General features: G+C 66.1%; 16 protein-coding genes. 7 read left to right on the top strand and 9 right to left on the bottom strand.

The window, feature by feature from the left end; all coding sequences use genetic code 11:
- Positions 1–608, bottom strand: a 608-nt coding sequence (locus JQ591_RS26440; protein ID WP_249137739.1) for a caspase family protein, incomplete at its 3' end; no start/stop codon positions are given.
- 356 nt (positions 609–964) lie between these two features.
- On the opposite strand from JQ591_RS26440, the gene JQ591_RS26445 reads away from it, so the two are divergent.
- On the top strand, positions 965–1393 hold the full coding sequence (locus tag JQ591_RS26445) for a hypothetical protein (RefSeq protein WP_211398945.1): 429 nt from the start codon (positions 965–967) through the stop codon (positions 1391–1393).
- 29 nt (positions 1394–1422) lie between these two features.
- Here JQ591_RS26445 and JQ591_RS26450 read toward each other — a convergent pair whose 3' ends face one another.
- Together JQ591_RS26450 and JQ591_RS26455 are read right to left on the bottom strand one after the other, a co-directional pair.
- A complete protein-coding gene (locus JQ591_RS26450; protein ID WP_211398946.1) occupies positions 1423–3237 on the bottom strand; it encodes a caspase family protein in 1815 nt (604 codons plus the stop codon).
- 93 nt (positions 3238–3330) lie between these two features.
- Entirely contained in the window at positions 3331–4290 is a 960-nt protein-coding gene (locus JQ591_RS26455; protein ID WP_211398947.1) for a helix-turn-helix transcriptional regulator, read from the bottom strand.
- A gap of 294 nt (positions 4291–4584) precedes the next feature.
- Here JQ591_RS26455 and JQ591_RS26460 point away from each other — a divergent pair, with 294 nt between their 5' ends.
- The 5 genes from JQ591_RS26460 to JQ591_RS26480 all read left to right on the top strand — a co-directional run bounded on the left by JQ591_RS26460 (position 4585) and on the right by JQ591_RS26480 (position 10851).
- A complete protein-coding gene (locus JQ591_RS26460; protein WP_211398948.1) occupies positions 4585–4827 on the top strand; it encodes a hypothetical protein in 243 nt (80 codons plus the stop codon).
- A gap of 26 nt (positions 4828–4853) precedes the next feature.
- The gene (locus JQ591_RS26465; protein WP_433995218.1) at positions 4854–5105 is read left to right on the top strand and encodes a GCG_CRPN prefix-to-repeats domain-containing protein; all 252 of its coding nucleotides are present in this window, start codon (positions 4854–4856) and stop codon (positions 5103–5105) included.
- A gap of 279 nt (positions 5106–5384) precedes the next feature.
- Positions 5385–8111: a DUF2235 domain-containing protein gene (locus JQ591_RS26470; protein WP_211398949.1), complete on the top strand. Its 2727-nt coding sequence runs from the start codon at positions 5385–5387 to the stop codon at positions 8109–8111.
- 122 nt (positions 8112–8233) lie between these two features.
- A complete protein-coding gene (locus tag JQ591_RS26475; RefSeq protein WP_211398950.1) occupies positions 8234–8917 on the top strand; it encodes a response regulator in 684 nt (227 codons plus the stop codon).
- Positions 8914–10851, top strand: a complete 1938-nt coding sequence (locus JQ591_RS26480; RefSeq protein ID WP_211398951.1) for a sensor histidine kinase — start codon at positions 8914–8916, stop codon at positions 10849–10851. The genes JQ591_RS26475 and JQ591_RS26480 overlap by 4 nt, the downstream gene beginning before the upstream one ends.
- A gap of 118 nt (positions 10852–10969) precedes the next feature.
- Here the strand turns inward: JQ591_RS26480 and JQ591_RS26485 are convergent, their stop codons facing one another.
- Positions 10970–11248, bottom strand: a complete 279-nt coding sequence (locus tag JQ591_RS26485; RefSeq protein WP_211398952.1) for a hypothetical protein — start codon at positions 11246–11248, stop codon at positions 10970–10972.
- Positions 11249–11483: 235 nt separating this feature from the next.
- Here JQ591_RS26485 and JQ591_RS26490 point away from each other — a divergent pair, with 235 nt between their 5' ends.
- Complete coding sequence (locus JQ591_RS26490; RefSeq protein ID WP_211398953.1) at positions 11484–11708, top strand: cysteine rich repeat-containing protein; 225 nt, start codon at positions 11484–11486, stop codon at positions 11706–11708.
- A 34-nt stretch (positions 11709–11742) separates the two neighbouring features.
- Here JQ591_RS26490 and JQ591_RS26495 read toward each other — a convergent pair whose 3' ends face one another.
- From JQ591_RS26495 to JQ591_RS26515, 5 genes are all read right to left on the bottom strand, one after another.
- Positions 11743–13629, bottom strand: a complete 1887-nt coding sequence (locus tag JQ591_RS26495; RefSeq protein ID WP_211398954.1) for a PQQ-binding-like beta-propeller repeat protein — start codon at positions 13627–13629, stop codon at positions 11743–11745.
- 2 nt (positions 13630–13631) lie between these two features.
- Positions 13632–14108, bottom strand: coding sequence for a hypothetical protein (locus JQ591_RS26500; protein ID WP_211398955.1), 477 nt, complete (start codon positions 14106–14108; stop codon positions 13632–13634).
- 138 nt (positions 14109–14246) lie between these two features.
- A complete protein-coding gene (locus tag JQ591_RS26505) occupies positions 14247–14948 on the bottom strand; it encodes a hypothetical protein (RefSeq protein ID WP_211398956.1) in 702 nt (233 codons plus the stop codon).
- A gap of 86 nt (positions 14949–15034) precedes the next feature.
- Positions 15035–15742, bottom strand: a complete 708-nt coding sequence (locus JQ591_RS26510; protein ID WP_211398957.1) for a hypothetical protein — start codon at positions 15740–15742, stop codon at positions 15035–15037.
- Positions 15743–15874: 132 nt separating this feature from the next.
- Positions 15875–16123: a hypothetical protein gene (locus JQ591_RS26515; protein ID WP_211398958.1), complete on the bottom strand. Its 249-nt coding sequence runs from the start codon at positions 16121–16123 to the stop codon at positions 15875–15877.
- Between the last annotated feature and the right edge of the window lie 22 nt (positions 16124–16145).

Here is a 16145-nt window from a genome sequence, read left to right on the forward strand (position 1 = left end):
CCGTCGCCGTCGCCGGCGACCGCGCCGGCCTTGGCGGCGAACGCAATCAGCGTATCCGCCGTCGCAGGCTCGATCTTGGCAAGGCCGCGGTTCATCGAACGCGTGGCGACACTGCGCGTCATCCGCTCCGCAAACGGATTGTCGCGGCAGGCATCGAGGATGACGAGCCGCAGCCGCTTCGCAGGGTTGATCGCCTGAAGAATCCGGTCCAGCGGGACCGCCTCGTCCTCGACGTCGAAATCGCTCTGGAGACGGGCATCCGCCGGAATCAGGAAGTTTGCGCCGTTCACTTCGATGCCGTGACCGGCGTAATAGACCACGGCCATGTCGGAATCTGCAGCAACGGCAGCAAAGTCGCGCACCGCCCGCCGCATCTCGGTCACGCCGAGATCGCGGCGCAGTTCCACGATATCGAAACCCATGCGCTTGAAGACGTCGCTGATGGCGGCCGCGTCGTTGTCGGGATTGGCCAGCCGCGCGACGCTCTGGTAGTTGGACACGCCAAGGACCAGCGCCACCCGCTTGTCGGCCTGCGCAGTCGACGCCGCGACCAGCATCCACAAGACCGACAGCGCAAGCCGGCAGGCCGCCCGGCTTGAGCGCAACATCGGGACTGAAGGGCTCAATCGAACCATGATGCGGGCTTCGCTCCACGCGTCAGCAATGTGGCTGCAATCGATCTGAATACTATTTCGGTAGCAGTCCGCCCTCGGGTCTGTGCCATCGATCACATATCAGGCCCGGCCTTCAGGCGAGACGGTTGCCGCCGCGCCGTGTCCTGCCGGCGACTCCCTGCCCGAAATGATAGTGGAAGGGGCATGGCATTGGGAAGCCGTCCTGCAACCTTCCGGAGATACTTGCCTCCCCCGGGCGCTTAAGCTTCTATGTCGGAATAAATCGCTTTTGCTTCATTGGCCGCCAAGGGGTTTTCAGACAAGGGGTGTTCAGAATGATCCGTCCTTGCATGACAATTGTATTTTCGCTCGCAACCTCCGCCTCGTTGCTGCTTTCCGACACTGCGAGCGCCGACAAGATGCGCCCAGGCTACAAGAGCTACCAAAACGCTCACGGCCTGAATGCCAACACCGCTTGCCGTCGCCCGCATTTCAACATCTGCCAGGGTTGTAATGTCGTCATCCCGATGCGGGTCGCGCAGGATCGCGGTTGCGGGTTCAACTTCCAGTCGCTGGGTCCGTTCGTGGGCCAGGACGTCGTCGTCTCTCCGGCCAACGGGTCTTACAGCCTGGTCAACTCGACAAAGGCTGTGTACCGGCCGAACTCCGGCTTTACCGGCAGCGACCATTTCGAGAGCCGTCTCTACTTCGAGGACGGCGCCGGCAAGCGCACGTTCCTGAACCTGAAAGTCAACGTCAACGTCGTTCCCAGCCTGTAAGCCGGGGCACCGTGTCGCCGACGCCGGTCTCAATCGCCCTCGCAACTGCCGCCGCATGAATCGGCTCCGCCGGACGGACGCGCGCGACCGCGCGGGCTCGACTCGTGGCGCGATACCGCCTTTGGCTTCTGCGGCGACGGATCGGGACGTCGGCGGCACACGCCCTGGGCATCCAGCACGTCATTGCCGTCACAGACGATCTGGACGCAACGTTCGCCCTCTACCTTTTGTCCCTTGGCGCAAACCAGCGGACAGACACGATCGGGCCTGGCGCGCACCGCGTCGAGCGCATCGAGGCTTGCAATTTTGACGTCGAATTTGGTGCCGGCGTTGCGGTTGAAATTGTCGAGCGCCTTTTGCGACGGAGCAGTCCAGGCACCGTCGGCAGTACTGGGGTCGCAGCCGACGCGCTTCAGATGGGCCTGGAGCAGGCGGGCGATATCCGCGGGATCCATGGCCGGCGCGACAACTGGCGCTGGGGCAGGCGCCGGCGCAGCCGGCGGAGTTAGCGCGGCAAGTGTGGCCTGTCGCTCCTTCTCGCGCTGTTCCTGTTCGCGCCTTGCGGCCTCGATCTGCTGCTGCGCGTCCAGCGCGGCCTGCTTCTTCGCCTGCTCGACCTGACCTGCTGCGTCCTCGGCCTGCCGGCGCGCCTCCGCAACCTGCCGCCGGGCATCGTCGAGCTCGCGCTTGGCTTGGTCGGCGATGCGTTGGCGCTCCTTCTCCAGATCGCGCCGGGTCTGTTCGGAGACCTGGAGCTTGGCCTGCTCGGCCTGGCGCGCGGCCTGCTCCTCGATCTGCTTCCTGACGTCCTCGCTCTTCTGCCGGGCCTGCTGTTCGGCTTGCCGCCTCAGCAGGTCCGCCTTTTCGCGGGCCTTCTCCGCCGCATCCAGCTTGTCGAGGGCCGCATGAGCAGACACAGCGTAGGGTCCGCTGCCGTGAACGCCGAGAAACGAGGTCCACGCCTCCCTGGTGCCGATCTGCGCGGCAAATTCGTAGTCCCGCTGGGACTCCGCGTCCGGATCGACCTTTGGGGCAATCTGGGGCACCAGCGCCACGGTGTCACCGCCGAGCGATCCGTAGACGAACGGCTCCTGCCGCCGCCCCGTGCTCTTCAGCACCTCGTCGCGAACCCGGCCAAGCGTCAGGCGAAGGTCGAGGCCCGGTGTCGCCAAATGATTGAGGAGCGCGGTCGCAAACGGGCTGTGGGCACCGTCGCCGTCGCCGGCGACCGCGCCGGCCTTGGCGGCGAACGCAATCAGCGTATCCGCCGTCGCGGGCTCGATCTTGGCAAGGCCGCGGTTCATCGAGCGCGTCGCAACCGTGCGTGTCATCCGCTCCGCAAACGGATTGTCGCGGCAGGCATCGAGGATGACGAGCCGCAGCCGCTTCGCAGGGTTGATCGCCTGGAGAATCCGGTCCAGCGGGACGGCTTCGTCCTCGACGTCGAAATCGCTCTGGAGACGGGCGTCGGCCGGAATCAGGAAGTTCGCGCCGTTCACCTCGATGCCATGACCGGCGTAGTAGACCACGGCCATGTCGGAATCTACAGCAACGGCAGCAAAGTCGCGCACCGCCCGCCGCATCTCGGTCACGCCGAGATCGCGGCGCAGCTCCACGATATCGAACCCCATCCGCTTGAAGACGTCGCTGATGGCGGCCGCGTCGTTGTCGGGATTGGCCAGCCGCGCGACGCTCTGGTAGTTGGACACGCCAATGACCAGCGCCACCCGCTTGTCGGCCTGCGCAGTCGTCGCCGCGACCAGCATCAGGGCCACCGCCAGCGCAACGCGGCCGGCCAGACGCTGCAGGTGTGACATCGGAGCCGGTGGGATCAATCCGACCATGGTGCTGGCTTCAATCCGTAATGGAGTCCCTAGGCTGGCTCCGGGAAGATTTCGAGGGTCTCCTCCCGTAAGTCAACCCGTCTGTGGCCTACCTCACTTCCCCCGTGCCGCCGTCGGCGTCAGGCCGAACCTGCGGCGGAAGCAGCGGTTGAAGTAAGAGAGGTCGTTGAAGCCGCAGGCGAAGGCGATGTCGCTGATGCGGCCTTGGCGATGGGCGAGAAGATCGGCGGCCTTGCGCAGGCGCAGCTCATTGAGGCGCGTGGTGAAGCTGGCGCCGGCCTCGAACAGCAGCTCGTTGACGTAGCGTTCGGAGAGGCCGGCGGCGGCGGCGAGTCTTTGTGCGGAAAAATCCGGCTCGTGGAAGCGCGCCTCGAGGATCGACAACACGGCCTTGAGCCGCACGGCGCGCAGGCCCCCGCGCCGCGCCGCAGCGGCGATATCGCTGCGGGCGCCGAGACCGATCGCCGCGAGGTCGAGCAGGTGCGCGGCGATGGCCATGCCGGCCTCGTCCGCAGCGGTCGAATGGCGCAGCAGGAGATCGCTGTAGTCCATCGCCAGCGACAGCGCGCCGCCGGGCTCGAGCTCACAGCCGACGAGATCGTCGACGTCGGCGACCATCGCGCGCAGCGTATCGACAGGCAGATGCACGTTGGTGAAGCGCTTGTGGCTCGCGCCGTCGGCGGCGAAGAACGGCTCGTCCAGCTTGAGCAGCACCATCGATCCCGGCCGCATGGTGAATTCGCGGCCGCGATGGACCACCTGCGATGGGCGATCGCCCGTGTTGCGGGCGAGGCAAAAGCGGTCGTCGCCGGTCTCGAGCACCTGGCGCTTTTCGCGCCGGACTGTGGCGAAGCTGCCGTCGCAGCGTCCAAGCATGGTGGTGCCGATATGAATTGAGTTCATCGTGGCGCGAAACGGCACGTCGGATGCAGGATCGAGCTCGCCGGTGTTGGAGAAATGCTCGAACAACTCGGCGAAGCGGATGAAGCGCTGCCGGTCGGACAAGTCATGCGGCAGCATGTCGGTCGAGAGCGCCTTCCTGATGACGGACATCGAAAGAACTTCCAAAGGGACTTTTGGGAAAAGCTCATGCACGGAGGCGTGCCGAAACCGTCGGGCCTGAAATGGACGCCTGCCGAAGACCGGCAAGCGCAGGCTATCAGCACGCCAACGTGAATCAAGCTGCGCCGGTCAGTCCAAGCCGCGCCACCGTCGGCGCCGGACAGTCCAAGACGGCCCGCACAGGCGGGCCCTATTCAGGCGACGGATGCGACTTCCCGGCACATGAGGGACGGCATCCGGGCAAACGGGCGGCCCAGCCTGACGCCCGCTGGAGGAGACGACGACATGCGAACCTCTCTACCCCGCAGCCTCGTGCTCGGTGGCGCCATCGCGACCAGCCTCTGCATCGGTTACGCGCTCGGCGCGCAGCCGCACATGGACCAAGCCGTCGCGATCCTGCAATCAGCCCGCGCCGAGCTCGGCAAGGCCGAGCCGAACAAGGGCGGCCATCGCGAGAAGGCGATCGGGCTGATCGACCAGGCCATCGTCGAAGTGCGCGCCGGCATTGCGTTCGCCGCCGGCCATTGAAGCAGCGGCTTTCGGGAGGACAAGACATGATGCGAACCGTGTTTGCCGCAGCCTTCGCGCTTGGCGCGATCGCAGGCTCTGCCCAGGCCATGCCGCTCGCCCCGCCCGGCGCGGGCGCGAATGGCGACGTCATCGCAATCGCCGGCGGCTGCGGCCCCGGCTGGCACCGCGGTCCCTATCGCGGTTGCCTCAGGAACTACGCCAACCCGGCCGCGCATGCTTGCCCGCGCGGCTACCATATCGGCCCCGGCGGCGCGTGCCGCGGCAATGGCAGGTAGAGGCTGAACACGGCGCCTCTCCCCGTTCGCCGGGGAGAGGCGTCTGCCGGAACGGCTGCCCCGGGCCGTCCGACACGCCGCCGTCGAGACGGAATATTCCGCGCCTGCTTCACCCATGGCGCACCGCGGCTGCGCCTTCCTGCTTGCTACCTCAGCGGGATTGTGTGCAGAATGCACCTGCATTTTCATGACGCAACCATCGCAACCATTGATTGACTCCGGGGAGTGCTGCCCGGCTCGGGCCTGAAGCGCATCCCCGTCGAATTGCCGGAGGGGCTCATGCCGCACCGTGATGGCGCGCCGAACGCCGATTCTGCCGGACCGGAACGCGCGCAGATCGAGATGAATGCCGGCGCGACCACCGCCGCCGTCCCGTCAAAACGCAAGCTGGTGCTGTTCGCCGACGGCACCGGCAATGCGTTTACCACCCAGGAATCCAGCGTCTGGCGTCTCTACGAGGCGCTCGACCACACCCAGCCGGACCAGATCGCTCACTACATCAAGGGCGTCGGGACCGCCGGCTGGGCGCCGCTCGCCGCACTCGACGGCGCCACCGGCATCGGCGTGCCCAGCAACGTCCGCAAACTCTATCACTTCCTATGCTGGAATTGGCGCGAGGGGGACGAGATCTACATTTTCGGCTTCAGCCGCGGCGCCTTCACCGCGCGCACGCTGGCGTCATTGATCGCCAGCCAGGGCCTGGTGCCGGCGGTGATCGACGGCACGCCGGTCTCGCATGCCGAGATGGAGCGCAACGCCATGTCCGCATGGCGGGAATACCGCCGCGACACCGTGCCGTTGAAGAAGAGCCTGCCCACGATCTGGATCGCGCGCTTCATCCGCGACGTGCTGCTCTATCTCTATCATGCGATCTGCCGGCATCGCGCCTACGCCGATGTCCGCGCGGCAATGAACGGCCGCAAGGAGATCGACATCGAATTCCTCGGGCTGTTCGACACGGTCGAGGCCTTCGGCGTCCCGATCGAGGAGCTGCGCGTCGCGATCGACTGGGCGATCTGGCCGATCTCGTTCCGCAATCACCGGCCCTCGCGCAAGGTGAAGCACATCTCGCATGCGCTGGCGCTGGACGACGAGCGCACCACCTTCCATCCGCTGCGGATCGACCAGAGCCGTTTGGCGCCCGACCAGACGGTCGAGGAGGTGTGGTTCACCGGCGTGCATTCCGACATCGGCGGCGGCTACCCCGAATCCACGCTGTCCTTCGTGCCCCTGGTCTGGATGGCTGATCAGCTCGACGGCCGGCTCCGCTTCCAGGACGGCGAGATCGAGCATTTCAAGGAATACCAATCGGCGATTGGACCGAAGCACGATTCGCGCAGCGGCGCCGCCGTGCTCTACCGCTACGGGCCACGCCCGATCCTCGCCGGCCAGGTCAATGGCGGGCTGCCGGTGGTGCACTTCGCCGTCATCGAACGCATGCTGTTCGGCTGCGACGACTACGCGCCGATCATGCTTCCGGCGGAAGCGCGGGTGCTGCTGCCGGACGGCAGCAAGCTGGACCTCGTCGAGGACAGCACGCGCGAAGCCATGAAACGCGCCTATCTGACGAAGGCCCAGGACCCGCGGCGCGAGACGGAGGCCGAAGCCTTCACCGGCATGAAGACGCCCAGCGTCGAAATGGCCAGGCTCGCGCGCGACACCGTGTGGTGGCGGCGCGTCGCCTATTTCTCGCTGCTGTTCATGGTCGGTGTGATCGCGGTCTGGCCGTGGATCGCCCGCAGCCTGATCGGGGTGTCGAAGGACAACGGCCTGCAAGGCACAATGGTGCTGCACATCATCGCCACCATCGATTGGCTCGTTGGCGCCGTGCTGGGGCCGCTGGCTAATCTCGTCAGGAACGTGCTGCCATCCTATGCGGCACCGTGGCTCGACATCACGCTGTATTACCCGTTCGCCACCACGATCCTCCTTGCCATCACCTACCTGATCTGGGGCCGCAACACGGTGCTGCGCGACACCATCCAGGAACGCGCGCGGCTGGCCTGGAGCAGGTCACACCGCATGGCAAGCCGGCAGCATGTCGACGAGCCGGGCGCGCTGCTCGGCTTCGCCAGATGGATGCGGCTGAATGCGGGACCGGCGCGCTGGATTTTCGCCAGGCTCGTGCTGCCCGGCATCTTCCTGTTCATCATCTTCTACTCCGCATTGCTCATTGGAGCGACCAGCGTCTTCACCGCCCGCACAGCGACCGGAAATATCTGCACTCCGCCAGGACCCGAGGCCGGAACGCCGGTGCCCGACGAGCCGATCGACGCGCGCGGCCGCTTCGCGACGAAGGAGTTTTGCTGGTGGAGCGGCCTTGCGGTCGAGAAAGGCCGCAAATACCGCGTCTGGGTCGAGATCGAGGATCCCTGGTTCGACCGCACCATCTTGAGCGGCACAAATGGCTTCAGGACCTATTTCACGGCTCACTACCTCGCCCTGCCGACGCTCCGTCAGTTCGGCGCCGCCTGGTTCCAGCCCGTGGTGCGCGTCGGCACGAAGGGAATGAGCGACATGCCGCTGAAGGCCGTCAACGTCATGCCGGCCGACGAATTGCCGCGCCGGATGAATCCGGCCATTCCAGCCGAGGACGATGCGGACAAGAGCAAAGGCAGGTATCCGACCCAGCTCGACAAGACGAAGGAGTTCGCGGCACTTCCCGACGACAATCCGTTCAAGCGCGCAGTGGGCAAGCTCGGGCCCTTCGAGCCGGTGCCGAAGGACCCCACGGCGCGCGCGATCTGGGACGGCCAGAAGCTGTCGGGACGTCTGGTCGCGGAATTCGTCGCGCCCGATGCCGGCGATCTGTTCTTCTACGTCAACGACGCCGTCCAGATTTACCCGACCCTGCTCCCGGCATGGTTGCGGCCGGCCAAGCTCGACGTGGTCCAGGGGCCCTATCAGCAGTTCTACAACAACAATGCCGGTACCGCGCGCATCGTCGTACAGCGATTGCCGAGCCCGCCCATGCCGCCGGACAAGCCGGCCGCGACGAAGCAATAGGCACCGCGTCGGGAACGCCAGACCGATGCCTTGCGACCCCATGATTATGGGTGTCGCGGCGTCCACGCCGCGGCTAAGCTTGGCCTTGCGCCGCGGGGGACACGCGGTGCAGGACGATGATCATGACCGAACAGGGCGAGACGGGTGAAGCCATCACCATCCTCCTCGTCGAGGACGACGCGCCGACTTGCTGGCGGCTCCAGGACGCGCTGGTCAAGGCCGGCTACGAGGTACGCAGCGCCGGCACGCTCGCAGAGGCTCGCTCGGGGCTCGGCGAGCGGGCGCCGCGCGTGCTGCTCACTGATCTGCGGCTGCCCGACGGCCACGGCGTCGAGCTGATCCGCGAGACGAGGCGGCGCTTTCCCGACACCGAGATCATGGTGATCTCGGCGCTCGGCGACGAGGAGAGCGTGATCTCCGCGATCACGGTCGGCGCCACCGGTTATCTCCTGAAGGATGCGTTCCCCACGGATATCGCCACCACCGTGCGCGATCTGGTCGCCGGCCATTCGCCGATCTCGGCCTCGATCGCCCGCTTCATCGTGCGCCGAACGCAAGGTACCGCGCAGAATGCGGCCGAGCCTCCGCCGGGTCCCGCGCTCAACACCGCAAGGCTCACCCCACGGGAGATCGACATCCTCTGGGGCATCGCCAAAGGTTTCAGCTACGCCGAGATCGCGAGCCATCTCGGCCTGTCCAGGCAGACCGTGCCCGGCCACATCAAGAACATCTATCGCAAGCTCGAAGTGCACACCCGCAGCGAAGCGGTGTTCGAAGCGGTGCAGCAGGGCCTGATCAAGCTGTGAGCGATATCGCGGCGAAGGCACCGGTCAAACCCGCGCGGCGCCGGCTGCTGGTCTCGCGCCTCGTGCCCTATCTGCTGCTGCAGGCGCTGATACTGGTCGCGACCATCCTCGGGCTGCGGCTGCTCCAGCCCAGCGACCCCGACGACTTTGCGCTGAGCGAATTCTCGCTGCGCGAGGACGGCGTGGCGCGTCCCGTGACGCTGCCGCATTTCACGTCGTCACGCTATTCCCTGGCCGACCCACCGCTCTACACCGGCGCCTTCACGTTCCGCCGCGGCGATGTGGCGTCGGGATGGTCGGTATTCCTGCCGCGCTTCAGCAACGCGGTGGAAGTCGCAATCAACGGCGTCGTCATCCTGGATTCCCGACGCGATGCCAACGCCAACCGGCCCGACCGCAACACCCCGCAGATCGGGTCGATCCCGTCCTCGTTGCTGCGCGAGGGCGCCAACGCGATCACGGTGCGGCTGTTGGTTTGGGGACCGCTCAAGGGCTTTCTCGACACCGTCTATGTCGGGCCGGATGCGGCCTTGCGGCCCGCCTACGAGACACGCACGCTGATGTTCGTCACGTTGCCCGTGGTGTTCTCCGCCTGGCAGTCGATCCTCGCCGTCATCCTGGCGATCATGTGGCTGATGCGCCGCCGCGAGCCGGTTTACGGCGTGCTGGCCGTGGCGATGGTACTCGGCGTGGTGCAGGCCTTCGCGCCGCCACCGGTGCCCCCCGTCACCACGTCCCGGCTCGCCGCGGTGTTGCTCGCGTCCGCACCGATCGAGAGCGCCCTGGTCGTCGTCTTCGGCGTGCTGTTCTTCGGCTGGCGCTGGCCGCGTTACGGCATGCTGCTGTTCGCGCCGGGGCTCGTCGTGTTCAGTGTCGGGCTGATCGCGGGCCCGCCGCTGCCGCGCATTCTATTTCTCGTGCTTGGCATTCCCACCGTCGGGCTCTGCCTGATCCTGATGGCCTGCGTCACCGCTGCCGCGGTGGTGCGGCGGCAGGACGCGGCAAGCTTCACGCTCGGCTGCGCGGTGACCATCGTGCTGATATGCTGGGCCCACGACATGCTGTCGGTGTTCGAGATCGTGACCGACGAGCGCATCTTCCTCTCGCGCCTGTCCTATTCGGCGATGCTGGTCGCGATCGGCGCCGGCTTGACCTGGCGGTTCGCGCGCGCGCTGAACCAGGTCGACAGCTTTGCCGGCCAGCTCGTGACCCGCGTAAGCGAAGCCGAGGAGCGGCTGAAGGCGAGCTTTGCGCGCGAGGAGGAGCGTGCACGGGCCGCCGCGCTCGCCAATGAGCGCACCCGGCTGATGCGCGACCTGCATGACGGCCTCGGCGGCCAGCTCATCAGCATCGTGGCACTGTCCGAGCGCGGCCATGAGGGCGCGACCATCACCGACGCCGCCCGCGCGGCGCTGAAGGACCTGCGCCTCGTCATCGATTCCATGGACGACATCGGCGGCGACCTGATGCTCGCGCTCGGCTCCTGGCGCGAGCGGGCGACCGCGCAATTGCGACCGCACGACATCGCGCTCGACTGGCACGTGGCGACGCCGCAGGGGCTGCCGCTGCATCCCGAGCTCAGGCCATGGCATGTCATCCAGATCGTGCGCATCCTCGACGAGGCCGTGACCAATGCGGTCAAGCACGCGGAGGCCCGCCACATCGCGGTCACCATCGAGACGGTCGACGAAGGTCAGGGACCGTACGGTGTGATCAGGGTCGCGGATGACGGCAAGGGCTTTGCCAACGGTTCCGCGCTGGTCGGCAGCGGCGGGGCCGCCGACGCGAGCCAGAGCGCGCGGGGCCTTCGCAACATGAGGAGCCGTGCCGCGCGCTGCGGGGCGACGCTCAATCTGAGTTCGGATTCCTCAGGCACGCGCGTGCGGCTGCAATTGCCGCAGATTTTCCCCGACAGCGATGCCGCCGTCGGCTGAAAAGCCCCCTCTCCGTACGTGTGGGACGCGCGGAGAGAGGGACGGGCCGGATGATTTGCCTGCGGAGGACGGGGGGGGTCGTCCGCAAGGCTCCTTCGCCCGAACTCTTTCGTCGTTCTCAGCGCACGCCGACGCGATTGACCGGACCACCGCGATTCATCGGCGTGCCCGCGCGCACGCCGACACCGGGCGCACCGACACCGGGTGTCGCGACCGCGACCGCGGCCGGCGCAACCACCACTGCTGCTGTCGGCCGCACCACGCAGCCCTTGGGTATGCCGACCGTCTTGCAATAAACCACCGCTTGCGCCGGGCTCGTGCCCAGCGACACGATCGCCGCACCTGCCAGCGCCAAAATCGTCAGCCCGGCGCTCAGCGCTCCCGCTCTTTTCGACATCTTGCTCTCCTGCTTCCCGTTCGGCGTCCCGATGCAATCACCGGGTCTCGCAGCCGACGTGCAGCCTGAATGACAAAAGACGGCGCGCTGATACATGCCATGAAAATGGGGGTACGGCGGCGGCGCGGGCTGGCCGATGCCATGAACATGGCATGGACCTGCGTCCGGCCCTCGCGAGATGGTCCGGCTCGCTTGATCCCAGCCGGGACCAACGACATTCCCAAGGAGGTACTTTATGAAGATTTCGGTTCTTGCCGCGCTGCTGCTCGCCGCGACCGCCCAGACCGCCGCTGCACAATCCGGTCCGACGCCGCAGGAGCAGATGACCTGCCGAAGCGACGCGAGCAAATTCTGCGCCGAACACATCGGCAAGCCGCCGCAGATGAATGCCTGCCTGCGCGAGAACAAGTCGAAGCTTTCCGATGGCTGCCGCAAGGTCGTGGAGTCGCACGGCGGTTGAGCCATCGCCGTCCACGGCACAAATCTCGCGGGCGCTAATGCGTCAGGCCATAGACGTCGATGCGCCCGTCATAGGTCGGGCGATAGATACGGCCCTTCCAGACGATCGGGCGGTTGAACTTGGGATGCATGAAGGCGTGCTCCGGTCCCCAGTTCTCGCTGTCCCAGATCACCTGAAGCCGCTTGGAGCCGTCCGGATTGGTGGCGAAATTCTGCGCGTCATAGACCAGGAAGCGGCCCGGGCTGAGCATCATGTTACTGTCCTGATAGGGCACCATCGCCACGATGATGCCATCAGCGCCGTTGTTGGCGGCAAGCGTGATGCTCCAGCCGGGCATGCCGCCCGGCGGACGCGGCGATTGCGGCGAAGCGATCTCGTTGCCCCCGGCGAGATAGGCCGTGGTCCCGTCCGCTGCGATCGACCAGGCCCGCAAGGCACTGTTCTCGCCGCCGACGAAATGCATGATGCCGTGGACGGCGGACTGGAACAGCAGCGGCGTGCCATGCAGATGCCGCGTCGCGCCGCCGGGAAACAGGTTCAGCTCCGTCGGTGACGCCGGCGCCGGCGGCACGGCGGGATCGAAATACGTGTACAGGATCGGCGGCATACGAAGCTTGTCGTAGTTCGCCGCGAAATGGCCGGCCGCAAGATCACCCGGTTGCGTGTTGCCGAGCGCATTGGCGTTGCCGGTGTAGAGGACGCCATCCTTGCCGGCGGCCAGAATGGCATGGGCGGCAGCGACATAGATCGGACCGCCGGAACCGAAATCCTGGTCGCCCCACATCGACTCGTTCATCGCCTCCATGTGATGCGCCACGACCGACGCGATCTGGGCGTCGATTGCATTGCGACCTGACGTGACCGCGACATGCGGCATCTCGCGGGCGTGAAGAGGCTTGAGCTGCATTCCCATGCGCCTGGCGTGCGCAATCACGGAAGGCAGGGATACGTTGGACGGCAACGCCACCTCGTCATCGTCGTCCTCGGCCGCTGCGACCGCTGCAGCGCCGACCCGGTTGACGTCGGTCCACGGCGCCCACCACGACACGACCTCGAAATGAGCATGGTTTCCCGTGTGCAAGGCGAGCCGCACGATGCTCTCGCCGAAATCGCCGTGTTGCGGCGAGAACGCACCATTGCCGGTGATGATGTAGATCGAGCCGTCGGGAGCAACGGCAGGCCCCGCCCCGCTCTGCCACAGCCCGCCGCCGGAGCCGGTGACGGTGGAGCACCAGGCGGCAGCGAGCCGCCAGCCATGAACATCAACCGCAATCAGCCAGCCACGCGCCGTCTTCGACGTCTCCGCGATCGTGCCGAAGGGAATCAGCACGTGGTTCTGCGTCAGCGTCAAGGCGCTGCGCTGCTTGCGCTGCGCCGAGACGAATTTCTGCACCGGCAGACCGCCCGGCGGCGTGTAGACCGCGCCCTCGAGATTCAGGAGCCCGTGCACCTTCGAGCCGTCGGCGATCCGTAGGGCTGCGAGAAAATGCTGCCCCTTGGCGACGCTGCCGTCGTTGCTGATCCAGGCGCAGGCATAGAGAATACCCGCCCCTTCGTCGATCACAGGCGTCGAGAGAATGCCCCAATGGACGTTGGTCATGTGGCCGTCGATCGCTCTCGTTCCGACGATCGGGCGCCCGAGATTCGTCGCCCAGATCTTGTGGCCGGTCGCAGCGTCGAATGCATAGACCCAATTGCCCATGCTGGCCTGGAAGATCAGATCGCGAGTCGTGCCATCGGCCATGTGCACGCCGCCGACCGCCAGCGGCTGCGCCTCGAGCCTGGGATCGTCGGGAATCGGAAGGCTGAAGAGTTTGACGATACCTTTGTTGCGGACGGCAGTCGCCGTCAGCACCGTTTCGGAATTGTTCGCGCCGGTACGAGCGTGGTCGTAGCTGCGGGTCGTGACGGAAGTGGGCATGGTCAGCCCCCGAATGCCAAAACGCTTCCGGCAACGAGCAGGCAGGCTCCGGCGAACGACCGTCCGCTTTCGGGACTTGCGTTCCACCAACCGAGCGCCGTGGCTCCGCACGAAAATCCGAGGCCAGCCATCGCGGCGCTGGACAGCGCCACGAGACCGATATGGTCCGGCGCGTGCGACACGACATTGTCCATCGCAAGCAGCGGCGGCAGGACGTAGACCCAGCCCGCCGCCTGGGTCAGGCGATGCGCGACCGGAAGACGCAGGACCAGCAACGCGCCGCACGAAATCAGCGCGACCACGGCAAGGCCGCCTGCGACCGGCACACTGACACCGAGCGCGGAGCCCAGCGCGTCGCACACGCCGAACATCAGAATGAGCGGCAGCACATGGCGTCGCGGAACGATGGATGCGAGCGCGAAGGCCACGATGAGGCTGTCGGCGGACGTCCACAACAGATGCAATGACATGGAAACCATGACGCGGCCTCTGGCTGGCTACGTCAATCATGCATTGAACGGAGATCATCTGGAAGTTGAAAGTTAAGGCAAGCGCCTCCACTGAACGAACCGTCGCTCACGATCGCGTGCGCGACGGCGAACAAGGTGGCTCAAGCGCTAATCGTCGTCGGCACCGAACATCCTGATCTGCGGGAAGCCACTGCGCGGCCGGCTTACGACGTCACGGGTGTTGGAATCTTCACGAACGTTGCGCGCGACGTCGTCCCAATCGGTCTGATCGCGCATGCCGCGTTGCTCGCGGGGGTCGTAATGACGGCGCTCGGCCCAACGCTCGCGGCGATCCATCCGGCGCCGCTCGGACGCGGCACGCTTCACGTCAGAATCCCTGGCCTTGGCATTGGCATTGTCGGGTGAAGAGGATGACACCGTCGAAGCCTGCTGTTCGGCAGGTTTTACGACTTGCGGAGGTGAAGCGGGGGCCGGCTTCAACTGCTCCTTGGGCGGCTCGACTGCGGCTGCTTGCGAGGGTTGCGGCGCGGGCGCTTCAGCGTTCGCCTGGGTAGTCTGCGTCCCGGGTTTGGCCTCAGGTTTTATTTCGTCCTGCGCCTGCACCGGGGCGACGACCGTCGCGCCGAACGTCTTTGAACCGGTGAGATATTGGACGCGCTCCGAGGGCGCGCTGGTTGTTGTCGTGGCGGCGACGGGTTCAGCACGCTGCGCCATCTTGCCGGCATCCGGCCCCTGCTTGGGCGCGCTTGGGTGCATGATATTGCCGGCGACGATGCCGCCGCCAAGACCGATCGCGATGGCGGCAACGATCGTTCCGGCACCGACGAAATAAGCAGTCGAGGCGCGCATTGGTCTACTCCCTCTTTGGAGCGGGCAACGCCTTGGGATTGCCAGATGTTCCTGAAGCGAGCGCGGTTCCTCGAGGAACCTGCGCGTCAGATCTGCTGCGCGACCTTTTCGAGCCCGATGATGCGGGCGAGCTTGCGCACTTCCTCTTTCTGGTCGTCACGCAGCTGGAACAGCAGCGGCATCGCAGCCGACTTCAGCTGCTGGACCTCGTCGCAATTGGGATCGATCGGCACGCCCTGCACGTTCGGATTGGACAGCTTGTTTGCCGAGATCTTGCGGACGACGTTGCGCAGCGCAGTTTCGACCGAGGGCCAGTAATATTCCTGCGACGACGACAGTTTCAGGCGATCCCTGATGCCCGCGATCTGCATGTCGGACAGCAGCGAATAGGTTTTCTGCGGCTGCGGCTTGGCGACGACCTTCGGCTTGGCCGGGACTTCGACGGCAGGAATCTCTGCAGCGGCCGGAGCCTCGTTCACGCTCGCCTTGGGCATCGGGAAATCGGATGGCGTGGCGGCGGCAAACGCCTGGCGCAGCGGCTCGGTCAGCACGGGCATTTGCGAGAGCTTGTCGGCGGGAACCTGGACCGGGTCGATGGCAGCCGAGGCCAGCGCCAGTGTCGGAACCAGACGGTCGGCCTTGGCGGCCCGGTTGGTTGCAAGCGGCTTCGGCGGCGTCTGCGAGATCATCTCAGCGCTGACGCTGGGCACGCTGTCGCGGCCGAGAATGGCGGTGGTGGCGGCACCGAGGACGAGGAAGCAGGTCAGCACGACGATGGTGATGGCTTTCGACAAACGTCTCTCCGCGTCCGGCTTCAAGTCCACGTGATAAGTGCCCGGAAACTGGGCGGTAAATATGGCTTAACCGTGCCGTTGCGGCGGCAATCGCGCGGACTCCCGCGACATCGGCTCGAAACCTCAAGAAAATCAGGCCGCTAGCGCCAGATCGTAAGCGTCCTGGATGTCGGCCACGATCTCCGAGGCCTCCCAGACCCCGCGCGGCTCGACAGATTGCAGCGTCACCGTCCAATTGCCGCCCCGGCGGGTGCGGGGGACGCTGACGATGTCGAAGCGCACATTGCGGCACAGTGGGTGGCGGGCCAGCGCGTGGGCCACGCGAACGCGAATTTCGTCCAGCGACGCCGCCGTCTTGGCGTTGAGAAAGTCGAAGTCCATCGCCTGTCCCTCTCGGTCCTGA

The organism is Bradyrhizobium canariense (assembly GCF_018130465.1).
In the GTDB taxonomy this organism is placed as follows: Bacteria; Pseudomonadota; Alphaproteobacteria; order Rhizobiales; family Xanthobacteraceae; genus Bradyrhizobium; species Bradyrhizobium canariense_C.